The sequence below is a fragment of the Bacillus sp. AFS012607 genome (genome assembly GCF_002558005.1).
Taxonomy (GTDB): Bacteria; Bacillota; Bacilli; order Bacillales; family Bacillaceae_G; genus Bacillus_A; species Bacillus_A thuringiensis_S.
Genome location: NZ_NTVM01000006.1, coordinates 545,650 through 570,371, shown reverse-complemented (window position 1 = coordinate 570,371; position 24,722 = coordinate 545,650). Strand labels below are relative to the sequence as shown.

The window sequence follows — 24,722 nt, the reverse complement described above, 5'->3', positions numbered from 1 at the left end:
AAAAGTTTTACTATATTATTATTAAAATCTAAATTTAGTCGGCTATGCTGACCCCCTCCCCCCCCCGAAAAAACCTATCTTTTGATAAAGTAATATAAACTTGTCCCTATAATTTCTAGTGCCTCCTGCATACGTTGAGGAGAAATATTTTCTAAAACGGTATCTTGAGGTGTATGGAATACCTTTTCAACATGATAAATTAGGGGATTCCAACTCTCTACATCCATCCAAATAAATAGTGCTGAGGAAATTCCAGCTTCGTAAAATGGTACATGATCACTAGAATCAAACTTTCCAGTTAATACAACCGATTTCCCTAATGCTTTACTAGTAGCTACTGCAGTATTTGTTACTTCATTTTGAGAGCCATCTAGTGTCATTGCATATAAGTCCTTAGCCTGTTGGTAACTTGTCGCTATCATATCTGCATTAAAAACCCCTAGAATATGTTTCTTATCTGTTGTAGATAACTGATTAACATAATGGTAAGCACCTAAGGATTCATTTTCTTCTGCTCCAAACGCTATGAATTGAATTTCTTTATTAATCTCTATATCTTTAAAATTGTATGCTAACTCTAATAAAAGTCCTACGCCAGAAGCATTGTCATTTGCTCCAGGTGCTCCGATAACACTATCATAATGAGCACTCATTATTGCTACATCCTCATTATCTGTCTTGTATTTGGGCTTTTTTTTCGCAATAACATTTAATGAACTCAAATTCATTTCATGTTTTGCCTTTAAACTAACTATATTTTTATTATGCACTATTTTATCTTTCATTCTAATTCCCTGATTATAAGCAAGCCCAAATACAGGTATTGATTGTTTCTTTTTTAGAACTGGGTTAAAGGCTTCTCCATAGTTGCCTCTATCCCCAATCGTACTATATAACAATACAGCTTTTGCTCCCTTTTCTACTGCATACTCAACTTGTTCATTATATTTCTCATACGTATCAGCTTGTTCCAGTAATACTATTTTCCCATGAATTGGCTCAGGTGAATTTTTAATATCGTTCTCTTTTCCTATAGAAACTACCGGCCCTACGACAGGATCTTTAGGTATAGATGCATTAGATGCTGCTCCAACTTGCCATTCTTTTTCTCCATACACACTAAAAGAGATACTCCCAATATATTGATCTGGTACAGGAAAGGCCTGATACTCAACTTCATACCCTAATTTTTTTAATGTATCTCCAATGTATGTAGCTGCTTTATGTTCTTCCTTAGTCCCACTTGGACGTGGACCAATTTTCTCAGACAGAAAACGTGTATGTTCAATAGCTCGACTAGCACGAACCTTATCTGACATGAGAGAACTTTGGTCGTTCTTAGTCATAGCATGTACTAGTATTACATCCTCAGATAAATTACTAAAAAGGAAAAGCAACAAAATCCCAAAAGTTACAATAAGCTTCTTTATAAGAGTTAGTTTTTTCATTTGTCCTCCCTATGATTAAAAAAGATTAATAGTAAAACCTTCCCTCCTAACACACTTACTTAGAAGAAAAGGTTCATTAAAATAATCTCTAACTCAAGTTACATGTAAAAATAAATAAACCGATAGTGCCTTTTATATCTCCAAATAATTCATTTTTGTTTGCATACCAGTAATATTTTTATGAAACCAATTAAGAGTCTCCCATGACCTCTTTCTATTCGTATAATCAGTTTCCTGAACCTCAAATACAATTCCTATGTTTTTATCCAAAGTATTGTTCTTCACTTTTAATAAAGTTTCATGTAATAAACTTTCATCAATAGATCCATTAGCCGGATTCTCTCCCTCATAGCAACGTATCTCACTATAAGGAATCGTTAAATGCTTAAAAGAACTAAAATGAAAATGTTTAATATAATCCATTAAGCTTAAATACTTATGAAAATCCTTATATTCAATTTCTTCTTGCCTTAATAATTTAGAAATACCTAAACGTGTAAGATAGGTTATAGACCAATGACATATATCCCATGTTATTCCAACGTTAGATAACTCCAGATTAACCAAATCAGTAAAATCTTCGGGATATATAAATATAGGATCAAAATCATCGCCCAAGTTTCCAATAATGGGTAGGTTTTCAACGCCAATCCATATATCAGTCCCTTTTATTTCCTCATCTAGCATATTAAAGAACTCTATAATCCTTTTTCTATTATCTAGAAGATTATAGTTTTGAAATTCCGCGACATTCATGAATTGATTAGCATGCACTGTTATACCTGATGCATTATACTTTATAGCAAGGTTAATAAATTCATATAGTTGCTTTTTAATAAATTCATCATTGAGATAGTCTGCATTATCAGTAGGAAAATGCAGCGTTAACAAGGATGGATTAAGGGTTTGAACAAAAGACAGGACCTCAGAAAACCTTTTTGTATATGAGTTATCAAATAAAGATGTCCCATCAAAAATATTTGCTTCTAATCCATAGCCTTTTTCAACCCATTTTAAGTCAATCTGTTTACTATCTAAACCAAAGAACGGGACCTGTGGTATTAACATATTCTCTTCACCTACCATGTCCCCCTTACTAACATAAATGCCTCAGCCGCTTGGTATCCAGATTTGGCACCCCATACAAATGCGTTATGTCTCATTGCTTCTATAGAGCGTGGATGAGGAAATTCCCTTAACTCAGATTCATAATGTCTCATCGCACTTAATTTCTCCTCCAAATGATCTTCAATATTCACAAAATAATTAGGAAGAAACTTATCTTTTTCATTATAATTCCACTCTGTAGAAGATAAAGTTTCATATGCAAATACCCATTTGATATTAGTATCTGGCAGAGGGCGTGTCGCTGTCATTACTGCTCTGTAAACAACAGTATGATCAATATTTATATCTCCACCATATTGAGTATAAATAATTGTAGGATTTATTTTTTTAATGTGATTTTCAATCTCTTTCACTACATCAAGTAAGGGTAATGTATCAAGACGATTATCAGGGAAATCTAGTCTTGCAAAACTTTTTACACCAAGTGTAGTACATGCCCCCTCTGTTTCTTTATAAGATAAGTTCTTAACCTCTAAATCTAGCTCTTTATATTCTTTAGCTCTAGAAGATTTTCCCTCTGCAAGTATTACAACATGTACATCATCACCTTGTTTCACATGTTTCGCTATTGTTCCACCAACACCAATTATTTCATCATCCGGATGAGCGGCAAATACAAGTACATTCATAAAATTTTAGACTCCTTTAATTAATTTTTCTGTTTCCTTTGGTCCACAATTTAGTAAAATATCTAAAATAGATAAATGTGGTATAAATTCCCCAAATAATTGCTTGTAGGAATAATCCCTTATTCTTTGGTAGATAATTTCTATATTTTCATTCTCAAAATCATTTTCGTCTAAATAATCTTGCCCTAAACTTCCAGAATAATAAGTACTGGCATTAAATTTCTGACACAACTCTAATACAAAATCACTTTTCTTACCTGTAATCCCCTCTAAATCTGATACATAATATAGTTCCGTATCAATGTTTAATTCACGGATAATAAAATGAATAAAATTCATGTTCATATCATTTAAATTAATCCAATCTTCTGAATAAAAATTTTCTAAATAATCCTTATATACATTAAAGTAAGGTGCATTAGAATAATTAATTCTTATTGCTTTCCAATGCTTCCGTTCCCAATCTTGAGTATTGTCTATCTTTAACTTATTAAATGGAATTTCTTTATAATTCTTCATTTGTATTGGAACAGTTAACCAAGACGCTCCTTGTGAAGTTTTAATACGATTCCTATTTAAAAAACCTTTTTTTTCAAATTGTGCTATATCATGAAATACAAACACATCTGATTTATGAATTTTTTCAAAAAAACCATACCAAGGTAAATAACTTGGTTGGTGGCCACTAATAATCATAGTTTAAATCCTTTCTTTTAAACAAAAACATTTTTTCAAAGCTGCCCCCCAGTATATCTTAGGTCTAGCAATCCCTTTATTATGTGAATATCCTAAATCCGCATACTTTAATTTATTATGAATTGCTAATTCAAACGCATCATTTAGTAGTAAATATGAAGATTGTGAATTTTTCCCTTCGGTATTGTTAATGTTAATCCAATAATATAAAACCTTTTTATCCATTATAAAAATGCTGGAACTAATTAATTCTTCTTCTAAGAATGCCCCTAAGAAAAGGATTTTTTCTTGCAAATTAAGAACTAAATGATAAAAAAACTCTCTACTAAATGAATAACTCGCTCCTATACTTGTATTATGTTCTTGATATAATTGGTAAAACTCATCTAATTCCGCTACAGTTATAGGACGAACTTCAACATTCTGTTTACGTGCATACCTAACACTTGTCCTAGCTTTTCCAGAACACGATGTCCATAAATCCTCAAACCTATTTGGTAGATCTAACATATAAGTTTCTTTATAATCCCACTTTTCTTTACTATAACTTTGAAAAGGATTTATCGTTATAGGTAATAAAAGCTTTTGAATTTTATTTTCAAACTTCTTATTTATTATGGATTCATAAACTGAAAAATCTATTTTATCTTGGCCAATTATTATTGGACCTCCATAACCAATTAAACTTCCCAAAAGCCTACCATCCTGTACATACATAGGAGTTAAAACTACTGTATCTCGTGTTTCTATTAGTACTGGGAAAAATTGAACACCAGGTAATAATTCCATTAACTTTCCCCATTCGTAACTATGAAATACAGAACCATTGTATTCTTCCATACAGGCATCCCAATATTGGGCGTCAGTACATATTTCGATTTCCATATAATCACCTTTTAATTCTTATTCTCTAAATATTTCAGAATTTGACTACATATATACTTAAGGTCCTTATTCACTAAAGGATATTTAAAAGGTATTGATAATACCCTTGGCCATAAATAATCTATATTTTCTGACTCAGTTGCGTACTTCGAAAAAATAGGGATCTCACTCAGGGGTAAGTAATTCCAACAAGTTTGTATACCTTTTTCCGCTAAATGTACAGAACACTCATATCTATCAGATGATTCTTTGAATATAATGGTAAAATAGTTTAAATAAACATTCTGAGCTGAAAATATAATCTTAACGCCATACTTTTCTTCAATTTCCTGCAGCATTGTATAACACAGACTAGCGTTGCATATATTTATTTCTAAAATCTTCTTTGTTTTCTGTAGGTGTTTATCAATTAACAATGAACGTACTATAGACATTCTTTTTGGGTTTATAACTTCCGTTTTCTCCGGTAAAGAATCTAATTTACTATTATTATAGGAGGGCAGAATCTCTAATTTCCTCCAATAATTAGTAAATAAACTCAGTACTCTACTCTTTTTTATTTTTATAGCCAATTGTGTTTTTAAATGATTCTTATAATCTAAAATTACTTCTTCCTTCTTTTCTTCACCCATGTCACATAATTCACTTATTGTACGATTAAGAAGTAACGCTCCTCCCCCAATACTTGGGATCGGTTTAGTTCCCCCAAAACTTAAAATACCAATGTCGCCTAAACTACCAACTGGCTTTCCATTTTGATAAGAAAACATTGCTTGTGCAGCATCATCGATGATATAAATATTATTTTCTCTAGCCCAGTCAATAATGTCTAAATCGTCATGACATCCATACAAGTGCGTAAGAATAATTGCCTTTGTATTAGCATTCCAATGTTTTTTTATTTTATTAAGAGAAATTGAATGATTAGTGTTTAAATCAATTAATACAGGTTTTGCTCCCACCGTTAATATTGCTTCTATTACATTAGGACAATTAAAGTTTGATAGAATTACTTCATCTCCCTTTGCCACTTTTAAGTACTTTAAACCAACTACTAATGCAGATGTACCGCTATTAGTTAATACAATTTCTGCATCCGGATAAAGAGCTTGAAGACTTTTTTTAAGTTTAGAATCATTAGGTCTATATACACTTTTCAAAAAAAATACATGATCAGATATACTCCAAGGAGAAGAATATATGGGATACTTAATTTTCTTTGGATTCTTAGGATATAGATACTGTGTTTCCATACTTCTCCCCTATTATTATCTCTAGTCCTTTATCTAATGAAATAATTGGTTGATAGTTTAAAAATAATTTAGCTTTCTCTATTGAAGGGATTCTTCTAAAGATTTCAATGCTAGAATTTCGGACTCCCTCTTCACCTAAATCAAGAAATTTAATTTTACTTTTATTGCCCATTAATTCATTAATTTTTATTGCTAGTTCTTCCATAGATATAGGTTTGTTATTGCCAATATTAAAATCTGCAAAGTTTTCTCCTTCATATTCAAAGGCTAGTATAGTTCCGTTAACAATATCACTTATATAACTAAAACATCTAATTTGCTGTCCATCTCCATAAATAGTAATATCTTCACCACTATGAGCTTGTTTTAAAAACTTAGAAATTACAAAGTTATCATTTTGTTGTGAACCGTATACATTAAAATAACGAACCACTCTAATTTTCAAACTATTACTAGCGTATTCTTTCAAATAATCTTCGGACATTAATTTAGCTTTTCCATAAGCTGATTTTGGAATTTTAATATCATTTTCTTTAAACGGAACACTCACTCCATCCCCATATACCTCCGAACTGGAAGAAAACAATAATTTTTCTATGCCATTTTCGTTACAAACCTGTACAATATTTTTCGTGCCTTCAAAGTTCACCCTCACTACATCTTCTTCATTTAAACGGCAATTATCAACACCCACTAATGCAGCTAAATGGATTACCCCATCGACATCAATAAGATTTTCTCTTAATGTTGCAATATCTAAAATATCAATTTCTTTAAAAGGAACATCAATACTTGGTTTAAATTTATCAAATATAACTACTTCATACCCCCTTGCTAGTAACTCCTTTGTAACATGCTTACCAATAAATCCGCTGCCACCAATAACCCCAATTTTCATAAATATTTACCTCCCTATTTTTAATTGATATAGACTTTTTAAAGACGTTATAATATGTTCAACCTCATTGTCTGTAAGAGCACTATACAGTGGTAATGAAATAATTTGATTAAATATCTCTTCCGTTTTAGGTAAATATACGTTAAATCTCTCTTCATAATACGGATGCATGTGAACAGGAATAAAGTGAACACTTAGCCCAATGTTTCTCTTTTTCATTTCTTGAATTACCTGATCTCTACTAACAGGAGAATTAGAATTAATTTTTATAACAAATAAATGCCATGCGTGTTTTACACTTGGATTGTTAGTATAATTAGGTAACGTTATATACTCTTGAACCTCTTTTAATTCCTCTTGGTACCTTTCAGCTATTCTCTTGCGTTTTTCAATCATTTCATCAGCTCTTTTTAACTGACTAATACCCAAACTAGCTTGTAGATCCATCATGTTATATTTAAACCCAGGTAATAGAACATCATAACGCCAGCTTCCTTCTTCACCATAACGATTCCATGCATTTTTGGTGATACCATGCCAACCATATAATCTAGCTTTTTCAGCAATCGATTCATTTTTAGTGACTAACGCTCCACCTTCACCTGTTGTTATATTTTTTGTGGCATAAAAACTGAAACAAATAACATCTCCATGTGTACCAATTAAAGTATTATCATATTTTGTTCCTAATGCATGCGCTGCATCCTCTATCAAAAACAGTCCGTATTCTTTACATAGTTTTTGAAGTTCTTTTAATTTAGCCGGATATCCAGCAAAGTGAACTGCAATAATTGCTTTCGTTTTTTTAGTGATTTTTCTTTTAACATCTTGAAGATCAAGACATAAATTCTCTTCATCTATATCTACAAATACAGGTTTTGCACCTACATGCATAATAACGTTTACACTTGAACAAAAAGTAAAACTTGGAACTATTACTTCGTCTTCTAATCCAACTCCCAGAGACAGTAATGCTAAATGTAATGCGGCAGTCCCTGAATTACAACTTACTACATGTTCAGTATTCAGATATTCTTTTAAATTCTCTTCAAACTCTATCACTTTTGGCCCCTTTGAAAGCCATCCAGATTTAAGGGCAGAAACTACCCTATCTATATCTTCATCATTGATTTCCGGTCGATAAAAAGGAATAAACTCTACCATGTAATCACCTACAAACTTATAATATTTTTTTTATATACTGATTCATCTTTAAATATGTTTCTTGTGTCTAAAATTAAACAATTTACCTCGTTAAGCAATTTAAAATTAATGCAATCATGATCCGTATGAACAATAATTAAAGTGTATTTGTCTAATTGACTTAGGTTTAAATCTATAGATTTTTTCAATGTGTTATCGCCCACAATGAGTTCCTCTATAAACGGATCGTAATAATCCACGTTATAGTCTTCTATCATTAAATCATTCATAATATCCAAAGCTGGCGATTCCCTAGCATCATTAACATTCTTTTTATATGCAACACCAACCATAAGAATATCCTTACCATCTTTATCATCTAGTAACTGTAGTGCTCTATTAAGAACGTACTTAGGCATGTTTTCATTAATTTCTCTTGCCACATCAATCATTTTTGTTGCTAAATCCTTATTATTTGCAATCCACTTAAAATAAATAGGATCAATCGGAATACAGTGTCCTCCTACGCCAGGGCCAGGATAGAATTTTTGAAATCCAAATGGCTTAGTTCCTGAGGCATCAATTACTTCCCAAATATTTATGTTTAACTCATTACAAATTTGTGTCATTTCATTAATAAAAGCGATATTTATAAAACGATACGTATTTTCTAATAACTTAGCTGTCTCTGCTACTTCTGGACTGCTTACCTTATGAATATCCTTAATTAAGTTACTATAGAAAGCTGCTGCACAATCGGTACAATTAGATGTAACTCCACCTACGATTTTTATAATATCTTGAATTGAAAACGATTGATTTGCAGGATCGATTCGCTCTGGAGAGTATGCTACAAATATATCTACACCAATTTTAAAATTAGTTTTCTGTTCTAATTTGTATAAAACTTCTTCTCTTGTAGTACCTGGATAAGTAGTACTTTCTAAGATAATTAATGTACCTTTTTTAATGTATTTAACTATTTCATCAACTGCTGAATGAATATATGTTAAATCTGGTTGTTTACTAGTTCTTTCTAATGGTGTAGGAACACATATAACTACAACATCACATTCGTTTATATAATCCATTTCTGTACTAACAAAAAATCTATTTGTATGTAAAGCATCTTGGATTTCAGTATCTTGAATATCACTGATATAGCTTATTCCACGTTCTAGTTTTCTTATTTTTACTGAGTTTTTATCAAAACCTCTTACCGCATAACCTACTTCTAAACATTTAAGAGCCGATGGTAGTCCAACATAACCTAGGCCTACATATCCAATACACGCATTTTTATTTGCAATTTTTTCAACTAATAAACTTTTAGTTTCATTATTTAATACTGTGACCATTACTTATCACTTCCCCAAAAGATTTGATATTAAAATGCTTACTAGCAAATAATAACTGTGCGTTCTAAAATCCCATGGATGCATATAAAATACTGAATTAGCAACAAACTACATTTTTGGCACTATCAATCCTCCTAATTTAATAAACATCTAAATTTGTAGAAATTCATGCGAAATATCAAGATGTAATTTATATCTATAATATTCACACGTTATTTTTTGGGATTCAATTGATATTTTTCTATTTTTTTACTTTCTCAATATATAATAATATTTATAATTCAGAAAATTCTTTTTTAAAAAACCAAATATTTTTATATCATTAAAACAATATAATAGTTGTTATATCTACATTTAGTACGATTTTCATCCTTGAATAAAGAAAAAATTATGCTTATAATTATCCAATAAATCCCATTTTTTAGTGATTTAAATGAACATTTAACCATAACTAAAATGGATGAGTTTCATATTTTTTACTTTTCATTAAAATTAATGGAAAAAAATCTATCTGAATTATAAAAAACAATTTGAAATATATTCAAATTGTTGACATAACAGATGAATTTATTAACACTTGTTGATTTTGTAATAATTCTCAAATACATAAACTCCTTAATGCTACCCAAAAATCATAATGACGCTTTACATCAAAAAAATTGCAACCCTCTACATTTAATGGGGGTTGCGATTTTTATGTACAAATAATTTTTATAAATTTTGCGTTAACCTAATCATATCCATACATTGAATACCATTTTCATATATTTCTTCATTATAATTTCGTAAGAAAAAGTCCTTATCCACACTGGTTATTCTAAAACCACATTTTTGATAAAGGCCTAGTTGCATTAAACTAGAATTTCCTGTGCCTATTTCTATAGTTTTATATTCTTCTTTTTTAGCATAGTCTATAGCAAACCCAAGTAAATATTTCCCATATCCTTTTCCTTGCTCTTTTTCGGAAACTGCTATATTTATAATCTCAATCGTTTCTGTTCGGGTAGGAATTAAAATCATAATACCTACAGTAACAGCACCTTTTTTTAAAACAAAACAATCTCCCTTTTTAAGATATCCATTAACTACTTCTGTTGAGGGATCAGCTAGTAACAATAACTCCATTTCTTCCATGTTAATACTTGTACTTTTTTCTATACTAATTCCATCCACATTATTTAATTCCATTTCTAACATCCTCCCAATCAATATTTTCAATTAATATCTTAAATGAATTCCTTCTTATAAGACAATATCAAAAACAATATTAATGTTTTTTAATAGACAGGGTGCTGGGAAATCTTTTTGAATTTTATAGAATGAATATAATGAAATATAATAAAGACTATAAATTTTCCACTTTAAATTCACTTAATCCGTATAATAGGTATGTTATTTTATTTCTGTTTTTTCATTTCTTCTTGCCATGTAGCACCAACACCACCTGATGGTGTATTCCACCGGTCTTCTTGTCGTTTAATACGCTCCATGTCTGCATCGCTCGGCTTAAATCCTTCTACTTCCTTATGTTGCTGTTCCTTATTATGATATTGTTCAACTTCTTTATTATTAGGTTTACAATTGGTAGTAGCTTCTTCGGGCTTATTATCTGCCTTTATACCTGCTGTACTAGATGCGGGCTTATCATTCGTTTCAATATTCTTGCCTTCGTTTATTTGAGGCTTGTAATTATTTGGATTATTCTCATTAGATTGCACGCCTACGTTTTTCTCTTCAGCCCAAAGATTATTTTTTTCACCCCATCCAACAGGAATAACTGAATACATTTTGTTATCTTGACCAACATAATCCGCACCAAGTAACTAATCATTTCATATTTATTTTTTCATTTACTTTTGTTGGAAACTCGTCTATCTTCACATCTTCCCAAGCTATTGCACTTTTTTTCAGTGTAATATACATGTAGAAATACTTCTTTACGAAGATTCAAGTTGTACCGCATGTATCATCTCACTATTTACAAAATAAAGTTAGGCTCAAAATTCTTACACTTGAACAACTGTTTTGTTTTCATACCGTTTATAAGCCTTTGTAGAGGAATAGTATTAGTATGTCCAAGTTTGATAACTTTTTTTCACCAAAACCTACAACTGATCTCATCACTACCATATCTTTATCAGTAATTATCTTCATTGTGGGTTCTTAAATTATACTATTTTCATAACATATGCAGAAGAAATATAACCTACTTGTTTTTAATCTGCCGTTTTAAATAGTGCGTTCTAAAAAACTACTCTTCTTCTAAAATAGCGTAATAATATTCATCCCACCATTCATTCCCATGTGGTATACACTTCCTAAAATAGCCTTCTCTTCTCATTCCAATCTTCTCCATCACTCGATATGATGGCATATTTTGTGGCTGACATGTAGCTATAATCCTATGTAATTTCATTTCCTTAAAGCCATATTTCAATGTAGCTTGTGCTGCTTCAGAAGCATATCCTTTATTGAAGTATTTTGGATTGAACACCCAACCAATCTCATATGTATGCTCACCAAAATATTTATGAAAAACTATATGACCAATCAGAATATCTTTATTAATTAATACTACAGGAAAGTTCTTAGCGTTTTCACCAATGTTTTCATTCACAAAGTTCCTTGTATTTTCTTCAGTAAAAACCCCTTCAGGTATGTATTTCATAACATTGATATCTGATGTATACTCATGAACAGCTTGCCAATCTTTGAACTCAAATTTTCGTATTAATAATCTTTCTGTTTTTATAAACATTTACTTTTCCCCCTCAAAAAATTGCAACTATATTTAAAATCCACTTTTAACCCTTAAAACAAAAAGAACTTGCAGGAATCTCTACAAGTTTTTTTGTTTTAAGGTGAAAATACGGGCCAAACAAACAAACTATCTTACAGCTTGACTTTAGAAACTTTAGGGGTAATGCTTTGACAAATATACTATATAACAAATATTGACATCCACGGAATTTATTTTTGAAAATTGTGTGAATTAAGAAAGAAAGTAGTTTTTTTCTTAGATATTATTGTTAATAACTGATGGTATCATTATATTTCATTCTGCAACTTATTTAGAAGAGATATGTACATTTCGAAGAAGTTCTTCAATAAGTTTTGTTTTTTCATTTACCTTTGTGGCATATGTGAAATCACCATAACAATATGGATACCTAAAATTATTTTTATTTCCACCACAAGTATACATCGCTGGATTTTGATCAACCTTCATCTTAGAAAACGTTTTGGCTGAATCCTCCGAGTGTTGTTTAACTTCTTGACTAGCAATAAAATCAATATACCCTGGCCCCATATTATAGCTTTGAATAATTGTATCCATGCTAACATCCTTGTCCGTTCCATATTTGTACATTTTAGCAAAGTGTTTTACCCCTTGTTTAATGCTCAAGCTTGTCTCTTGAATTTCATTTGGTTTTAATCCAAGTGATTCGGATGACTGCATAGGGTCGTTTCCCTCACCTCTACTCTCTTGGTACATAATTCCTAATAAAACTGCAGTTTTCTCTCCTAAATTATATTTTTCTAATTCTTTTTTTAAGGTAGACTCATATTGCAATACACGTTTTTCGGTGGCTAGTGCTTTATTTTGTTGAATATTGGTTTTATGATTAAAATAAAGCATTCCAAGTATTATTCCTAAGCCTAAAATACTAATAAGGAACACTTTTATAATTTGTTTTTTACTTGTATCCTTCATATATTCCTCCTCGTATAAAAAATTCAATTTTTCAAAGGTAATTGGTTATTTACAAACTATGTAATGAACATCTATCTCCCGCCCTTTTTAGACTCAAACATCAATACTTTAAGGTTTCAAGTTTAATATAAAAATTTAAAGATAAGGTAAAGATAAGATAAAGATAAGATAAAGGGCATTTTTTATACGTACTTTAAAAGATATTGGTACAAAGGGATATGTGGGGAAATTTGTTGATATAAAAGGAATTAGTAATAATGGAAAGGTTAACGTACAAATTATTAATTATGGAAATATCATTCCAGAAGATCTACCCTATCTTTTCAATATACTTCATATAAAAAATTACAACATAACATATAATAAAAAACGGCAAACCCTCGACGTAGGAGAATCCACCATCACAAATAAATGATTATTTCACACCTAGTTTTTCTTTTACTTTCTTAGGAAGCTCGTCTTCCTGCACTTCCTCCCAAGCTGTTACACCTTTTTTATCTAAATGATATACACGTAGGAATAGACCTACGCTACCTTCTTTCTTCACCTTCCCATAGAATTTGTTAACATTATCATCTTTCTCCTAACTAACATCTGTTACTTTTACTAATTTCATATGAGAAATCCCCTCCAAATGTACACACTAAGAATGAGATTTGATAGAAGATGCTTGTCTACATTTTGACTTTTCCAAAATACGAATAATATACCATTCGTTAATGGTCTGATTCGACTTTTCCTATTGAAACTGGAATATTTGGTCAAATATATTAAACACGCAAATAACTTGATATCGTATCTCATGATTTTTAAGAATAATTCTGTTTTTCATTGTAGTAGTAAGGTTGTTTATCTCATATTGAATTACCTTTCATTTTTCTTACAAGCTCGCAATGTTTTTGAAAATACAGTTTATAAAGCCGAGAATTATGATTTTTTCAGAGATAGCATTGAGGGGTTTTTCATATGCACTGTACTATACTCCCGTACAGGTTTCATTTACAATTCATTGTATTTTCTTTACCGTTCACCAAGTTAAAATGGAACAAATTTATTACTTAGAGTGTCTATTATGTGTATTCCTAAAAATATGAAAGGACTTATTATTCCCAAAAGTAAAGTGATGTAAAAAAAGTGTGTATTGAAATACTTCATTTAAATGTTACGAGTTTAATACTTTCACAGGTAAACTATTACAAGTGTAAGCAAAAAAGAAACACCCTAAACAGTAACCGTTCATTCATATAAACGCTTTGGTTCTGCTTATCCTGTTAAAATTCAACTTCAGAAGTATTGGTATCCAACACCCACTTTAATTAACATCGGTATTTAAAATACCAAAACAAAATCCATATATTGTTGAAAGAGGTTGAAAATTCATGTACGTTTTAAACAAGTTCTTTACCTACAAAAAGATTGTACCTGTCGTATTACTTTCATGTGTAACACTAATAGGGTGTTCTAATAGTAATACTCCATCTGAACCACCTAAGCAAACAAAACAAATAAAGCAAATTAAACAAGAAAATACAGGTCATGATTCTTTTGCTAAGCTTGAAAAAGAATATAATGCTAAGCTTGGTATTTATGCTCTGGATACAGGTACAAATCAAACTGTTGCTTATCATCCAAATGATCGTTTTGCATTTGCCTCTACATCTAAATCATTAGCAGCGGGAGCTCTTTTACGTCAGAACTCAATAGAAGCTCTTGATGAAAGGATTACGTATACGCGTGAAGACCTTTCTAATTATAATCCAATTACAGAAAAGCATGTGGATACAGGAATGACGTTAAAAGAACTTGCAGATGCTTCTGTTCGATATAGTGACAGTACGGCACATAATTTAATTCTTAAAAAATTAGGTGGTCCATCCGCATTTGAAAAAATCTTGAGAGAAACGGGAGATACGGTTACTAAATCTGAACGATTTGAACCTGAATTAAATGAAGTACATCCTGGAGAAACGCGCGATACCAGTACACCAGAAGCGATCGCTAAGACACTTCAATCATTTACATTAGGATCTGCACTTCCAACAGAGAAACGTGAATTATTAGTAGATTGGATGAAGAGAAATACGACTGGTGATAAGTTGATTCGTGCGGGCGTACCAAAAGGATGGGAAGTAGCTGATAAAACAGGCGCAGGATCTTATGGAACAAGGAATGATATTGCGATTATTTGGCCACCAAATAAAAAGCCAATTGTTCTTGCCATCCTTTCTAATCATGATAAAGAAGATGCAGAATATGATGATAAGCTTATTGCTGACGCGACTAAAGTCGTATTAGATACTTTAAAAGTTACGAATAAAAACTAATAAATTAATAGTTTTCCGTGTTAGGGAGTATATTCTCTGATAAGAGTAACCATACATGAACGTCAAATGATGTTAGAAAACGAAAAAACACGCAGTTCCATTTGGAATTGCGTGTTTTTATTTTGCTAATTTATTGGGGATAACCGCATGTGTCATCCAGTGCTGATTGGATTGCACATGGTCTTTTCGAACAAATTTCCCTACGGATTTTGAAAAATCATTATAGTGAAACGCATCCGTTAATCTAAGTACATACCCTTCCTGAATCCCTCCAAAGAGTGAAGTACCGTTGTAGCACGAACGAATTACCTTTTCATTATAGGGGCCACGATATAACACTGGAACGTGTGCAAGGCCTAACTTTTTACACCATGCAACTGTTGCATCCCACGATAAACATTCATTTTTCTCATTCCATATTGAAAAGACATAAAAATAGGAAGTCAGTGCTGTGTAGTGAATGCTATGACAAGCATATACATTTCACCACATATACGCCATCCTTCTGGAATTCTATACCCCATACTTCCTTGTAACGTTTTTACCCATGTTCTCGATGGGTGATGACCACTTGATAACGACCTTGCATGAATAGCATCTTTATAAAGGGATGTATTTTCACCATCTAACTTTTCTAGTACGATTACTTCTTGAGTTTCAAATCCGTCCATATTTTGTAGAACACGGTCATCACTTGTTACCCCTATCGACCAAGGAACGTGCAATGTTCGTGGATATTTACAAGCATTTTTTCCCTTCTCTACTTCGCAAATGCATCTGCATCTCGGAAAAAATATAATTTCGTAAGCATCTCATCACCGCAGTAATGATAGATTTCACGTGCTGCCTCTTCCCCGCCATGTAACATCTTCATATGAAACTCTGTAATCATTAATACTTTCTCAATAAACTCCTATTCGAAACCAAGTTCCATTAAAAAGTGGCAAGCGATGTGAGTACTGACATATTCGTGACCATAATACGAATGGTACCCTTTGAGCTTTTTAAATACACGGCAAAACGGTTTACCTGTATCATGGAATGCTGCAGCACTTTGCAGAAGAAATAAATCTTCCCCTACATAATTCTCTGTTAAATGAGCGTATACCATATATGTGTGCTGACATAATGGTAAGGAATGATAGGGGTTTCCTTGATTATATTGAAACATATCAGAAAAGAACGGGATGTTCTTCATGACAAATTGAACACCACACCCATGCGTCTCCTCCTGTTTCACCATTACAGTTTACTCTAAGTCCCGCTTTACTTGTTCGTTTATGGTTTCTTGTAGTTCGAATAAGACGATGCACAATCCGCTCTGATTTTATGTAATCTATTAGCTTGAATCGTTACTTAAATATAAAGGGTGTCTCGGAAACCTATCCTTTTTTTCCTAAGGCAGTGTAAATCGTAACCTCTGAATAACTCATGAATATCTTTATACCAATTGTGATATCTACAATTTTCTCCCCAAGCAGCAATCAACATATTTTCCATTAAAGTTTTTTATTTCCAATATTTCATCTAACTTCGTACGATTAATTACTTCCTGTAGTAGTCTTTCTACTGTATCTATTTTTATCTCATTTGGTTTTCTCAATATTTTTCACTTCTATTTTTTGATTGTTATGACTGGCACCTGCTCGGTGTCGGAAACTTCACTGTAACCATAATAAAGTAGAAAAAACAATAAAATAATTGTCCAAATAAATATAAAAACTTTATAACTATACTTCATATGAAAAACCTCATTTTCCCTATATAAGTGAATGTACATACACCTTATAAATCCGATTACATAAATTATCGGATATTTTAGCAGTAGAGAATCATTAAGTATTAGAAATTGTTATTCATAAACATATCCAAGAAATCTTCTAAAAAATATCATCTAGGCATTTTAACATTTTATCAAAATGCACAGATAATATTTTTACGTTTAGCTAAGTAATGCTTTTTATGTAATAAATCCTTATCTCTATTTCACCTTAATGTTTATATGTACAAGAGTCTGTGTAGCAACTAGACTGTACTTTAAATATGTACTAAATTGTGTGTGGGAAAGGAAGCACATTTTATTTAAAGTTTTTACTTTAAACCCCTTAATTAGTTGGTAGTCTTCTTCATTCAGACAGAAAGGAAATTTAAAGTGTGCACTTATTTTCAACTCAGACTCTTTACTACACACACTCCTATACACATAAAACATCTATAAATTTCGTAACATTACAGAAACAACAAGAAACATTACCGAAACAATAATAACATTAAGTAATAGTTTTGTAACACAAATGTAACACAATGCATTTAATCGTACAATACTTTTTTAGCTAATTATCAACAAAGTTCTGTTAATATCGTTCAAATTTAATAATGTTCCCATAAAGTATTACATATTGCTTGTGAAATGATTTTTCAAAATATAACGAATCATACCATGACGGAGGAATATTAATTCAATTTAAAAATAAATGGATTGATATCTTTCTAGCTTTTGTATCCCAATCATGTTGTAGAGCGGATTATGGTTATCCAATTAATGTAGGTGACCATGCACAAGCTAAGCCTTCTAAATAATTACTGTACCTAAAAAAAACAAGTAATTATACTTGTTTTTTTAGTTTACTTTCCAATATCGAAACAGTTTTATGTGCTTTCTTTTCCTGTCTACATTGGATGCATATCTTACTAAAGATAGCTTCTATTTTTTTTATGATTCTAGTGAAGTAATTAATTGCTGACGTTCTTTATCTCTATAAATTTTCATTTCATGTTTAAACTCGTAATTTCCTACTTCAAATCTAGCCCATTCCTTACTTGTCCAATATACTACATTTACATTTTCTCTTAAGATTGCAGAACACACATCCACTAATTCATCTTCGTAAAATGGAGCCTCTTTTGCTAATTCAAAAGCAAGCACTTTTGGATCCTTAGTTTTAATTTGAAGTTCCCTAGAGGTTTGCCCTAAATACTGCCATGGTGATGGTATTGATTGAACTTGGGCATTTCCCCTATCTTGAAACTGTGATGGAGAATCATTTGTTGAAGCAAATGTAGGTTTACTTACTCCTATTGCTGTTCCTAAAAAAATAGAACCAATAATAAGTTTTTTAATCATTTTTTCAGCTCCTTTAATAATTTTGGATATGCTTCATTTTTATACCACGTTCATGGTCATGTAAATGAAGAAAATTTGACATAATTATGCACCTTAAATTTACCCAAAACAAAATTATTGGTTTAACGAAACTTTTTTGTCATAAGTATACACTTTTTGTATAAAAATTAGTTTTTAAAATATTTGCATACTTATTGATAAAGCTTCCTGCTATCCGTTATTCGAAGCCAGTTTATCTCCACCTACTCACTTCGCATTCCTTGAAGAAGGAATCCTCTTGACTAAAATGATAAAAAAAGTTGGGGATTCCCCCAACTTTTTAATACGTCTATTGTCTGATTAAACCTGTAGATGTAACCCGATATGTTCTTTTCTTTCCTATATATTCCTGTTTTCCATTCTCAAGGTTAGTTAAAGTCGCTCGTGTTTTTTCCTTCGCCACTTCCCCTTCTATATGAGTAAATTCTATATAATCTCCCTCTTTTACAGGTACTGTTTGGGTTTCAGCATTTTGTTGTCTATTTCCCATAATTTCCTTATTGTACAAAACGCTACCAGATGAATTCTGGACTTTAATACTTGCATATGTGCTATTGAAATAAGAATGCGGCACACCAGCTTCTAATTTGATTTTCAGCTCTTCTGCTGTTTTATTATAATCTACTTTTGCAATTTCTCGATCACTATATCCTTTTAGGGACCATGCAAATTGTTTTCCATCTAGAATTGTTGTCTCTGGCATTTTTTCTACTTTCTTTAATCCCTCTTTTGTAACCTCATACCTTGCTGACTTTCCAATAGTCTCATTTTTGTTATTTTCAAGATTCGTTAATGTTGCGCGTGTTTTTTCCTTTGCTGCTTCCCCTTCTATATGAGTGAATTCTAAATAATCTCCTACTTTTACAGGTACTGTTTGGGTTTCAGCATTTTGTTGTCTATTTCCCATAATTTCCTTATTGTACATAACGCTACCAGATGAGTTCTGGACTTTAATACTTGCATATGTGCTATTGAAATAAGAATGCGGCACACCAGCTTCTAATTTGATTTTCAGCTCTTCTGCTGTTTTATTATAATCTACTTTTGCAATTTCTCGATCACTATATCCTTTTAGGGACCATGCAAATTGGTTCCCTACTAAAATATCAGAATTTCCATTTGTAATTTCTACTTTTTTCTCTACAGTTCGATCAAATATGTCTGTTAATGTAATTTTAGCAAAAGCCGTTTGAGGCAATTGCATAGTTTGACTTACCTCAGTTTTGTAAGACTTAATATTATCGATTACTTTCAAAGGTTGTCCCATTAACTTTTCATTGTCATAGATTTCAATTTTCCCTTTAAACTGTGGAGTACTTTGTTCTTTCAATTTCCATGAAACATTTAATTTTCCATCTTCAAAGCGAGTATTTTGAATATCAAAATCTAAATTTCCCATTTCTGGTTGACTAGGCTGATTTATATTAAAGGTTTTTCCAGTACCAATAGTTGATTGAGTATTTCCTCCTGCCCTAACCCATAGATATTCTGAAGTTGCTCCTCCATCGTATTGATAAGACGTATCATGTTGCCCAGAGATACGCTGATTATTCCAAGAATTCCATTGTTTATCTGAAACTTTTCTGCTGTATCCATTTTTAAGACGTGCTTCTCTTACATCTTGTCCATTACCAGCCCAGTCCTCTTGAAACATCGATAAACCATAGTTAAATGCCACATTTGCAACTGGATGATCCATAATAGCAACTAACTTCCATTGATTTAATTTATTATCTTTTATCCACTGGCCAAACTTTGTATGGCCATCTTCTTGCCAAGAACGTAGAGTCATTCGATACCATTCACTATCTTTCCAATTATAAGTTGTTTGTACCTTTAGACCTGTTCCTTCTCCACCAAATCTACTGGCTTCTGAAGTCGGCGATAAATATTCAGCTTTTATTGCTTGGTTTGATGCTATTGGATCCCAAAGCGCAAAGTGAAGGGTACGTTTACCGAATTGATCAAAACCACTTTGTTGTTGGAAGCCCGCATAACCACCACCTTCTCCTCCCTGATTCCAGTTATGCACAGCCCAATATGTATAAGGTGCTGTTTGGACTGGTGACCAGTCTATGCTAATAATATCTGAAGCAGCAGTATTCTGTGGTGTTACATAAACTGATGGGGCATGAGATCGGGTTGCTGCCTCTGTACTAGAAATTGGTGCTCCATACATTGACAACATGGTACAAGCCGTTGAAACCATAACAATTTCTTTTATTTTTCCCCTTGTTTTTACTTTAAACATAACTTCCTATCTCCTTTTAAATTATTTTAGTTACATTGAATAATAACCCTATATATCCCTTTAAACAAATTACGTAATAAAGTAACATTAGCTTTAAAATCTAGATATATTTAATGTTTTTTTCACTGCTATTACTAATCAAATTATAGTATTTTGTATTAAAATCGTATGATTTAGGACTAAATATAAAGTGAAAATTTTATAAAATTTCATAAATATGTAGTTTTAGATTTTTATGATGAAAGACCCACTAAATAACTTAATTGATTTTATGAAAGATTTCCTTACTTTATTGATTACACTATTAAACCTAGAATTGTTTACCAGAAAAATGTTATGTAAACTTTTAATTTGTCGATTAGAAAAAATAGTTTATCTATTTGCTGATATCTTATCATTAGTTAGAAAGAGCCTACTTAAAAACGTAGACTCCTTTAGGTATCCAAACGTTACATATATAACAAACATAAAAAAATAACATCGAATTCTTCTGTTAGTTTATTTAATATTTAATGACGTAGATAATGTATTCCAAGGTGCATTTGTAGATGTATTTTGATATTTAAATTGCCCATTTTGCTGTCCTGAAGCATCCCATTTATATTCCCATCCATCCACTGTTCTATCCCCATTTATATCAATCATCTTAGAATCTACTTTTTTTAGTTTTTGACCACTCATTTGAGCAATTGGATTTCTACCATATCCCATTTCATTTGTATAAATGTATAAATAGCTCCCTCCGTGATCTTTAGCTGTACTTAAATTATTAGGACCAATAAATTCAACCCCGCCTAATTGAGATTCAACTTTTACCACATTTAATGATGTTAATGGTGGTGCAGGTGCTGCGGATACATCAGTCGCTAAGCCAACTGTTGCTCCCACTAATAATGATGAAACTCCTATAATCATTCTTTTTAGCATACTCTCATCCCCTTTCGATTTAATACAAATTGATTCTATCATAATAATTTCATACATTTCCTTCCCTTTAAAAGAGTTAACAAAAAGTACCTATTTACATATGAAATTGTGCATATTCATTGCTTTTTACCATTTATACTTATCATAAATCATACTAAAGCATAATTAGTTCTCTCCCCTGATTGACTTACTACATTTGGCCCCATCTCAAGGTTACTATTCTAAGAACTAAAAAATGGTACATAGTTCACTGGTTTAACAAACAAATAATAGAATTGCAAAGTCAACTTAATTTAAGTTGGCTTTTCCTCTAATATTATAAGCAAGATCCACCACTTGCATCAATTAACTCACCAGTTATCCAACGACTGTCTGATGATGAAAGAAAACCTACAATATCAGCTATATCATTAGGTTCCCCCCACCTATTAAAGGTCGATAAACCTGCAGCATATTTTTGTCCATCTTGGTTGCCCAATGTCTCAGCATTCATTTCTGTGTTAATTATGCCTGGGAGAATTGCATTTACTGTAATACCACGAACACCAAGTTGTTGAGCTAAAGTATGAGTGAGTGTATTTATTGCCCCCTTAGATATACTGTAGGCAAAAACACTTGGGGAGGCTACCCTTGTGACAAAAGACGAAATATTTATAATCCTTCCCCCATCTTTTAAACGTGGCAAAGCCTTCTGAATAATGAAAAATGGAGCTTTCACATTAATATTCATAACCTCATCAAAAGACTCCTCTGTAGATTCCTCTAATGTTAAAACCTGCTCAATTCCAGCGTTGTTTACAAGGATATCAAATGTAGTATTACCTATATATTTTTGAAGAGATTGATCCATCATTGAATACAAGTTATTAATGCCATTAAAAGTACTTAAGTCTGCACGAATCGCAAATGCGGAACCGCCATCTTGTTTAATTTTATCCACTACACTTTCTGCTTCTTCTTTTCTTTTACTATAGTGAACAACGACTAACGCACCAGCATGTGCCAAATGTAATGCAATACTTCGGCCTATTCCTCTACTAGCCCCTGTTACTAATGCAATTTTCCCCTTCAATTTATTCATCTCATCATCCCCTTGTTTAAAAAATTCTACTTAGTTATATCACAAGATACCCTTTGAAATGTTGCTCACTAATTTGATATCCATAAAACCAAAAGGCCCACTCATAATTATAAGAGTCGGCCTTTTCACTTCACATATTCATTTGCTTTACATACAGCCTCTCTAACTGTTGTGTACTTTGTACTAAGTATAATAAGGAATCTTGATGGTATTATAGGTAAAGCCAGCTTAAACTAAAGTTAATTCATGTACATTTTGCTTAGAGTTTCTACCTTTAAACAGTTCGTTTAGGCTTCTATGCATATATTCAACAATATTTCAGCAATGCCTGTATTTTTCATCTTTCATATTTTTGTTTCTTAGGCATGAGCATACTTAGAAAAATCCTAAAAACTAGTTGATAATCTTTTAGAATTTAATTTTCCTATAATACTCTTTGCTATTTCTTCAATATTTTCATTTAGAAAGAAATGACTACCTTCAAAAGAATGAAAAGTACACGTTTTACTTGTATATTGCTTCCATTTTATTACTTGATCATATGTAGTAAATTCATCATTTTTCCCATTAAATATAAGAAAATCAATATCACATGGTTGTATATTATTTTCATGAATATATGTCTCGACAATCTTAAAATCTGCTCTTAAAATAGGGAGAAAAATCTCCATTAATTCTTCTGATTGAAGTACCCCAGATGGTGTACCTCCCATTGCAATAACTTCTCTTTTAAATTGTTCATTAGGAAGATTATATCGGATATTTTTTATTTTACTATTTGGATGGTTTCTACCGGATAAAACAAGAAATTCGGGTAATTCGTTATTAGAACCCTGTATTTTTCTAGCTACTTCATAAGCAATCAAACTCCCCATGCTATGCCCGAATAGAATGTACGGTGAAGCGTCTATTTGCTTAACTATACTAGTGTAGGCATCATTTACGGCCTCTTCCATACCTTGGTACAAGCTTTCTTCAATTCTATATCCTCTACCAGCTAATTCTATCGGGACTACTTCAATATATGGATTAAAGTAATTTTTCCATTTTGCGTAGTTAAACGCAGATCCCCCAGCATGTGGAAAGCAAAAAAGTTTAGTCTTCTGCATTGATTTTCTCCTTACTTTCAAATTTGTATATAGTTTGGCAAATTGTATAAATGTCTTTAATTATTATCTCTTGCGGAAATTCATCTCTTGTTGCACAAGCAGATAACTTATAATTTGGATCAATGTTATATTGTTTAAAGTAAAAGTTTTTAGGTATATTCTTGTATGAAATTGAAGTTCGTGATTCTTTTTTTATAGAGAATGAATTTAATGGGGTATAAAGCCCTTTTCCAATCGTTTTTATATAGCTTTCTTTTAATGTCCATAAATCATAAAAATAATTAATTTTTTCATTAGAATTCATATTAGATATATCATAAAATTCTTCCGCTGAAAAAAATTCTTTTGCTAATTTAAAAGCCTCTATTTCTGAAACTTTTTCTATATCAATACCCACGTTAAAATTAGCAGTAGTACAAACCACCCATTCTCCTGAATGAGACACATTAAAATGAAAGTCAGAAATTTTTTCAACAAAAGGTTTTCCATACTTATTATATATAAATCTAATTTCTTTATTATTAATTTTATACTTTTGGCAGATTAGAGATCGGATTAGTAAATCTCCTATTAGAGTTCTATTAATGTCGCATGAATTTAATAAACGCTTCATTCGTTCTTTCTTCTCATTTGAAACTAAGTTACTAAGTTGCTTAAGCAAATGACTTTCAATATTCTTTGGTATTTTCACAGCTTGAATTTGTATAATAAATC

The 24,722-nt window shown here is 31.5% G+C and carries 21 protein-coding genes and 4 pseudogenes; 2 read left to right on the top strand and 23 right to left on the bottom strand.

Annotation, left to right across the window (positions count from 1 at the left end; all coding sequences use genetic code 11):
* Positions 1 to 74: 74 nt before the first annotated feature.
* The 14 genes and pseudogenes from CN409_RS07500 to CN409_RS32530 form a co-directional block, all read right to left on the bottom strand.
* Positions 75 to 1,448, bottom strand: a complete 1,374-nt coding sequence (locus CN409_RS07500; protein ID WP_000737099.1) for a M28 family metallopeptidase — start codon at positions 1,446 to 1,448, stop codon at positions 75 to 77.
* Positions 1,449 to 1,580: 132 nt separating this feature from the next.
* Entirely contained in the window at positions 1,581 to 2,516 is a 936-nt protein-coding gene (locus CN409_RS07495) for an apurinic/apyrimidinic endonuclease family protein (RefSeq protein WP_003281342.1), read from the bottom strand.
* Positions 2,517 to 2,527: 11 nt separating this feature from the next.
* A complete protein-coding gene (locus CN409_RS07490) occupies positions 2,528 to 3,205 on the bottom strand; it encodes a PIG-L deacetylase family protein (protein WP_001101895.1) in 678 nt (225 codons plus the stop codon).
* A gap of 6 nt (positions 3,206 to 3,211) precedes the next feature.
* The gene (locus CN409_RS07485) at positions 3,212 to 3,901 is read right to left on the bottom strand and encodes a WbqC family protein (RefSeq protein WP_000587149.1); all 690 of its coding nucleotides are present in this window, start codon (positions 3,899 to 3,901) and stop codon (positions 3,212 to 3,214) included.
* 3 nt (positions 3,902 to 3,904) lie between these two features.
* Complete coding sequence (locus tag CN409_RS07480) at positions 3,905 to 4,786, bottom strand: GNAT family N-acetyltransferase (RefSeq protein WP_000401946.1); 882 nt, start codon at positions 4,784 to 4,786, stop codon at positions 3,905 to 3,907.
* An 11-nt stretch (positions 4,787 to 4,797) separates the two neighbouring features.
* Positions 4,798 to 6,039: an aminotransferase class V-fold PLP-dependent enzyme gene (locus CN409_RS07475; RefSeq protein WP_000449977.1), complete on the bottom strand. Its 1,242-nt coding sequence runs from the start codon at positions 6,037 to 6,039 to the stop codon at positions 4,798 to 4,800.
* The gene (locus CN409_RS07470) at positions 6,014 to 6,937 is read right to left on the bottom strand and encodes an NAD-dependent epimerase/dehydratase family protein (RefSeq protein ID WP_000690425.1); all 924 of its coding nucleotides are present in this window, start codon (positions 6,935 to 6,937) and stop codon (positions 6,014 to 6,016) included. The genes CN409_RS07475 and CN409_RS07470 overlap by 26 nt, the downstream gene beginning before the upstream one ends.
* 6 nt (positions 6,938 to 6,943) lie before the next feature.
* Positions 6,944 to 8,101, bottom strand: a complete 1,158-nt coding sequence (locus CN409_RS07465) for a DegT/DnrJ/EryC1/StrS family aminotransferase (protein ID WP_000229112.1) — start codon at positions 8,099 to 8,101, stop codon at positions 6,944 to 6,946.
* Between the two features lie 8 nt (positions 8,102 to 8,109).
* Positions 8,110 to 9,438 carry a nucleotide sugar dehydrogenase gene (locus tag CN409_RS07460; RefSeq protein ID WP_000259078.1) on the bottom strand — a complete coding sequence of 443 codons (1,329 nt, stop codon included), beginning with the start codon at positions 9,436 to 9,438 and terminating at the stop codon, positions 8,110 to 8,112.
* A 711-nt stretch (positions 9,439 to 10,149) separates the two neighbouring features.
* A complete protein-coding gene (locus CN409_RS07455) occupies positions 10,150 to 10,626 on the bottom strand; it encodes a GNAT family N-acetyltransferase (protein WP_000422453.1) in 477 nt (158 codons plus the stop codon).
* A 209-nt stretch (positions 10,627 to 10,835) separates the two neighbouring features.
* Positions 10,836 to 11,261: pseudogene (locus CN409_RS07450) on the bottom strand (hypothetical protein); the annotation flags it as partial.
* A gap of 428 nt (positions 11,262 to 11,689) precedes the next feature.
* Positions 11,690 to 12,196: a GNAT family N-acetyltransferase gene (locus CN409_RS07445; RefSeq protein WP_017763165.1), complete on the bottom strand. Its 507-nt coding sequence runs from the start codon at positions 12,194 to 12,196 to the stop codon at positions 11,690 to 11,692.
* Between the two features lie 309 nt (positions 12,197 to 12,505).
* The gene (locus tag CN409_RS07440) at positions 12,506 to 13,153 is read right to left on the bottom strand and encodes a lysozyme family protein (protein WP_000655722.1); all 648 of its coding nucleotides are present in this window, start codon (positions 13,151 to 13,153) and stop codon (positions 12,506 to 12,508) included.
* Positions 13,154 to 13,568: 415 nt separating this feature from the next.
* Positions 13,569 to 13,673 (bottom strand): annotated as a pseudogene (locus CN409_RS32530) (YxeA family protein); the annotation flags it as partial.
* Positions 13,674 to 14,532: 859 nt separating this feature from the next.
* Here CN409_RS32530 and blaIII point away from each other — a divergent pair.
* Entirely contained in the window at positions 14,533 to 15,477 is a 945-nt protein-coding gene (gene blaIII, locus CN409_RS07430) for a class A beta-lactamase BlaIII (RefSeq protein ID WP_086396335.1), read from the top strand.
* 117 nt (positions 15,478 to 15,594) lie between these two features.
* Here the strand turns inward: blaIII and CN409_RS07425 are convergent.
* The 3 genes and pseudogenes from CN409_RS07425 to CN409_RS07415 form a co-directional block, all read right to left on the bottom strand.
* Positions 15,595 to 16,148 (bottom strand): annotated as a pseudogene (locus CN409_RS07425) (RNA ligase family protein).
* An 89-nt stretch (positions 16,149 to 16,237) separates the two neighbouring features.
* Positions 16,238 to 16,369, bottom strand: coding sequence for a hypothetical protein (locus CN409_RS07420; RefSeq protein ID WP_000627209.1), 132 nt, complete (start codon positions 16,367 to 16,369; stop codon positions 16,238 to 16,240).
* Between the two features lie 21 nt (positions 16,370 to 16,390).
* A complete protein-coding gene (locus CN409_RS07415) occupies positions 16,391 to 16,720 on the bottom strand; it encodes an HD domain-containing protein (protein WP_000240601.1) in 330 nt (109 codons plus the stop codon).
* Between the two features lie 1,181 nt (positions 16,721 to 17,901).
* On the opposite strand from CN409_RS07415, the pseudogene CN409_RS31350 reads away from it, so the two are divergent.
* Positions 17,902 to 18,057 (top strand): annotated as a pseudogene (locus CN409_RS31350) (DUF2278 family protein); the annotation flags it as partial.
* A gap of 133 nt (positions 18,058 to 18,190) precedes the next feature.
* Here the strand turns inward: CN409_RS31350 and CN409_RS07410 are convergent.
* The 6 genes from CN409_RS07410 to CN409_RS07380 all read right to left on the bottom strand — a co-directional run bounded on the left by CN409_RS07410 (position 18,191) and on the right by CN409_RS07380 (position 24,699).
* Positions 18,191 to 18,601, bottom strand: a complete 411-nt coding sequence (locus tag CN409_RS07410) for a hypothetical protein (RefSeq protein ID WP_000592185.1) — start codon at positions 18,599 to 18,601, stop codon at positions 18,191 to 18,193.
* A gap of 328 nt (positions 18,602 to 18,929) precedes the next feature.
* Positions 18,930 to 20,891 (bottom strand): DUF3472 domain-containing protein, encoded by a 1,962-nt coding sequence (locus CN409_RS07405; RefSeq protein ID WP_097981648.1) that lies wholly within the window; start codon positions 20,889 to 20,891, stop codon positions 18,930 to 18,932.
* A 498-nt stretch (positions 20,892 to 21,389) separates the two neighbouring features.
* A complete protein-coding gene (locus tag CN409_RS07395) occupies positions 21,390 to 21,875 on the bottom strand; it encodes a DUF4879 domain-containing protein (protein WP_000272949.1) in 486 nt (161 codons plus the stop codon).
* Positions 21,876 to 22,134: 259 nt separating this feature from the next.
* A complete protein-coding gene (locus tag CN409_RS07390) occupies positions 22,135 to 22,899 on the bottom strand; it encodes an SDR family oxidoreductase (RefSeq protein ID WP_016077705.1) in 765 nt (254 codons plus the stop codon).
* Between the two features lie 386 nt (positions 22,900 to 23,285).
* The gene (locus CN409_RS07385) at positions 23,286 to 24,008 is read right to left on the bottom strand and encodes a thioesterase II family protein (RefSeq protein WP_001172926.1); all 723 of its coding nucleotides are present in this window, start codon (positions 24,006 to 24,008) and stop codon (positions 23,286 to 23,288) included.
* Entirely contained in the window at positions 23,995 to 24,699 is a 705-nt protein-coding gene (locus tag CN409_RS07380; protein WP_086397867.1) for a 4'-phosphopantetheinyl transferase family protein, read from the bottom strand. Before CN409_RS07380 ends, CN409_RS07385 begins: the two co-directional genes overlap by 14 nt.
* Positions 24,700 to 24,722: the final 23 nt, after the last annotated feature.

Excerpts from the sequence above, each read along its gene's own strand:
- CN409_RS07500 (WP_000737099.1), bottom strand. The coding sequence starts at position 1,448 with ATGAAAAAACTAACTCTTATAAAGAAGCTTATTGTAACTTTTGGGATT.
- CN409_RS07495 (WP_003281342.1), bottom strand. The coding sequence starts at position 2,516 with ATGTTAATACCACAGGTCCCGTTCTTTGGTTTAGATAGTAAACAGATT.
- CN409_RS07490 (WP_001101895.1), bottom strand. The coding sequence starts at position 3,205 with ATGAATGTACTTGTATTTGCCGCTCATCCGGATGATGAAATAATTGGT.
- CN409_RS07485 (WP_000587149.1), bottom strand. The coding sequence starts at position 3,901 with ATGATTATTAGTGGCCACCAACCAAGTTATTTACCTTGGTATGGTTTT.
- CN409_RS07480 (WP_000401946.1), bottom strand. The coding sequence starts at position 4,786 with ATGGAAATCGAAATATGTACTGACGCCCAATATTGGGATGCCTGTATG.
- CN409_RS07475 (WP_000449977.1), bottom strand. The coding sequence starts at position 6,039 with ATGGAAACACAGTATCTATATCCTAAGAATCCAAAGAAAATTAAGTAT.
- CN409_RS07470 (WP_000690425.1), bottom strand. The coding sequence starts at position 6,937 with ATGAAAATTGGGGTTATTGGTGGCAGCGGATTTATTGGTAAGCATGTT.
- CN409_RS07465 (WP_000229112.1), bottom strand. The coding sequence starts at position 8,101 with ATGGTAGAGTTTATTCCTTTTTATCGACCGGAAATCAATGATGAAGAT.
- CN409_RS07460 (WP_000259078.1), bottom strand. The coding sequence starts at position 9,438 with ATGGTCACAGTATTAAATAATGAAACTAAAAGTTTATTAGTTGAAAAA.
- CN409_RS07455 (WP_000422453.1), bottom strand. The coding sequence starts at position 10,626 with ATGGAATTAAATAATGTGGATGGAATTAGTATAGAAAAAAGTACAAGT.
- CN409_RS07445 (WP_017763165.1), bottom strand. The coding sequence starts at position 12,196 with ATGTTTATAAAAACAGAAAGATTATTAATACGAAAATTTGAGTTCAAA.
- CN409_RS07440 (WP_000655722.1), bottom strand. The coding sequence starts at position 13,153 with ATGAAGGATACAAGTAAAAAACAAATTATAAAAGTGTTCCTTATTAGT.
- blaIII (WP_086396335.1), top strand. The coding sequence starts at position 14,533 with ATGTACGTTTTAAACAAGTTCTTTACCTACAAAAAGATTGTACCTGTC.
- CN409_RS07420 (WP_000627209.1), bottom strand. The coding sequence starts at position 16,369 with ATGATTACAGAGTTTCATATGAAGATGTTACATGGCGGGGAAGAGGCA.
- CN409_RS07415 (WP_000240601.1), bottom strand. The coding sequence starts at position 16,720 with ATGGTGAAACAGGAGGAGACGCATGGGTGTGGTGTTCAATTTGTCATG.
- CN409_RS07410 (WP_000592185.1), bottom strand. The coding sequence starts at position 18,601 with ATGATTAAAAAACTTATTATTGGTTCTATTTTTTTAGGAACAGCAATA.
- CN409_RS07405 (WP_097981648.1), bottom strand. The coding sequence starts at position 20,891 with ATGTTTAAAGTAAAAACAAGGGGAAAAATAAAAGAAATTGTTATGGTT.
- CN409_RS07395 (WP_000272949.1), bottom strand. The coding sequence starts at position 21,875 with ATGTATGAAATTATTATGATAGAATCAATTTGTATTAAATCGAAAGGG.
- CN409_RS07390 (WP_016077705.1), bottom strand. The coding sequence starts at position 22,899 with ATGAATAAATTGAAGGGGAAAATTGCATTAGTAACAGGGGCTAGTAGA.
- CN409_RS07385 (WP_001172926.1), bottom strand. The coding sequence starts at position 24,008 with ATGCAGAAGACTAAACTTTTTTGCTTTCCACATGCTGGGGGATCTGCG.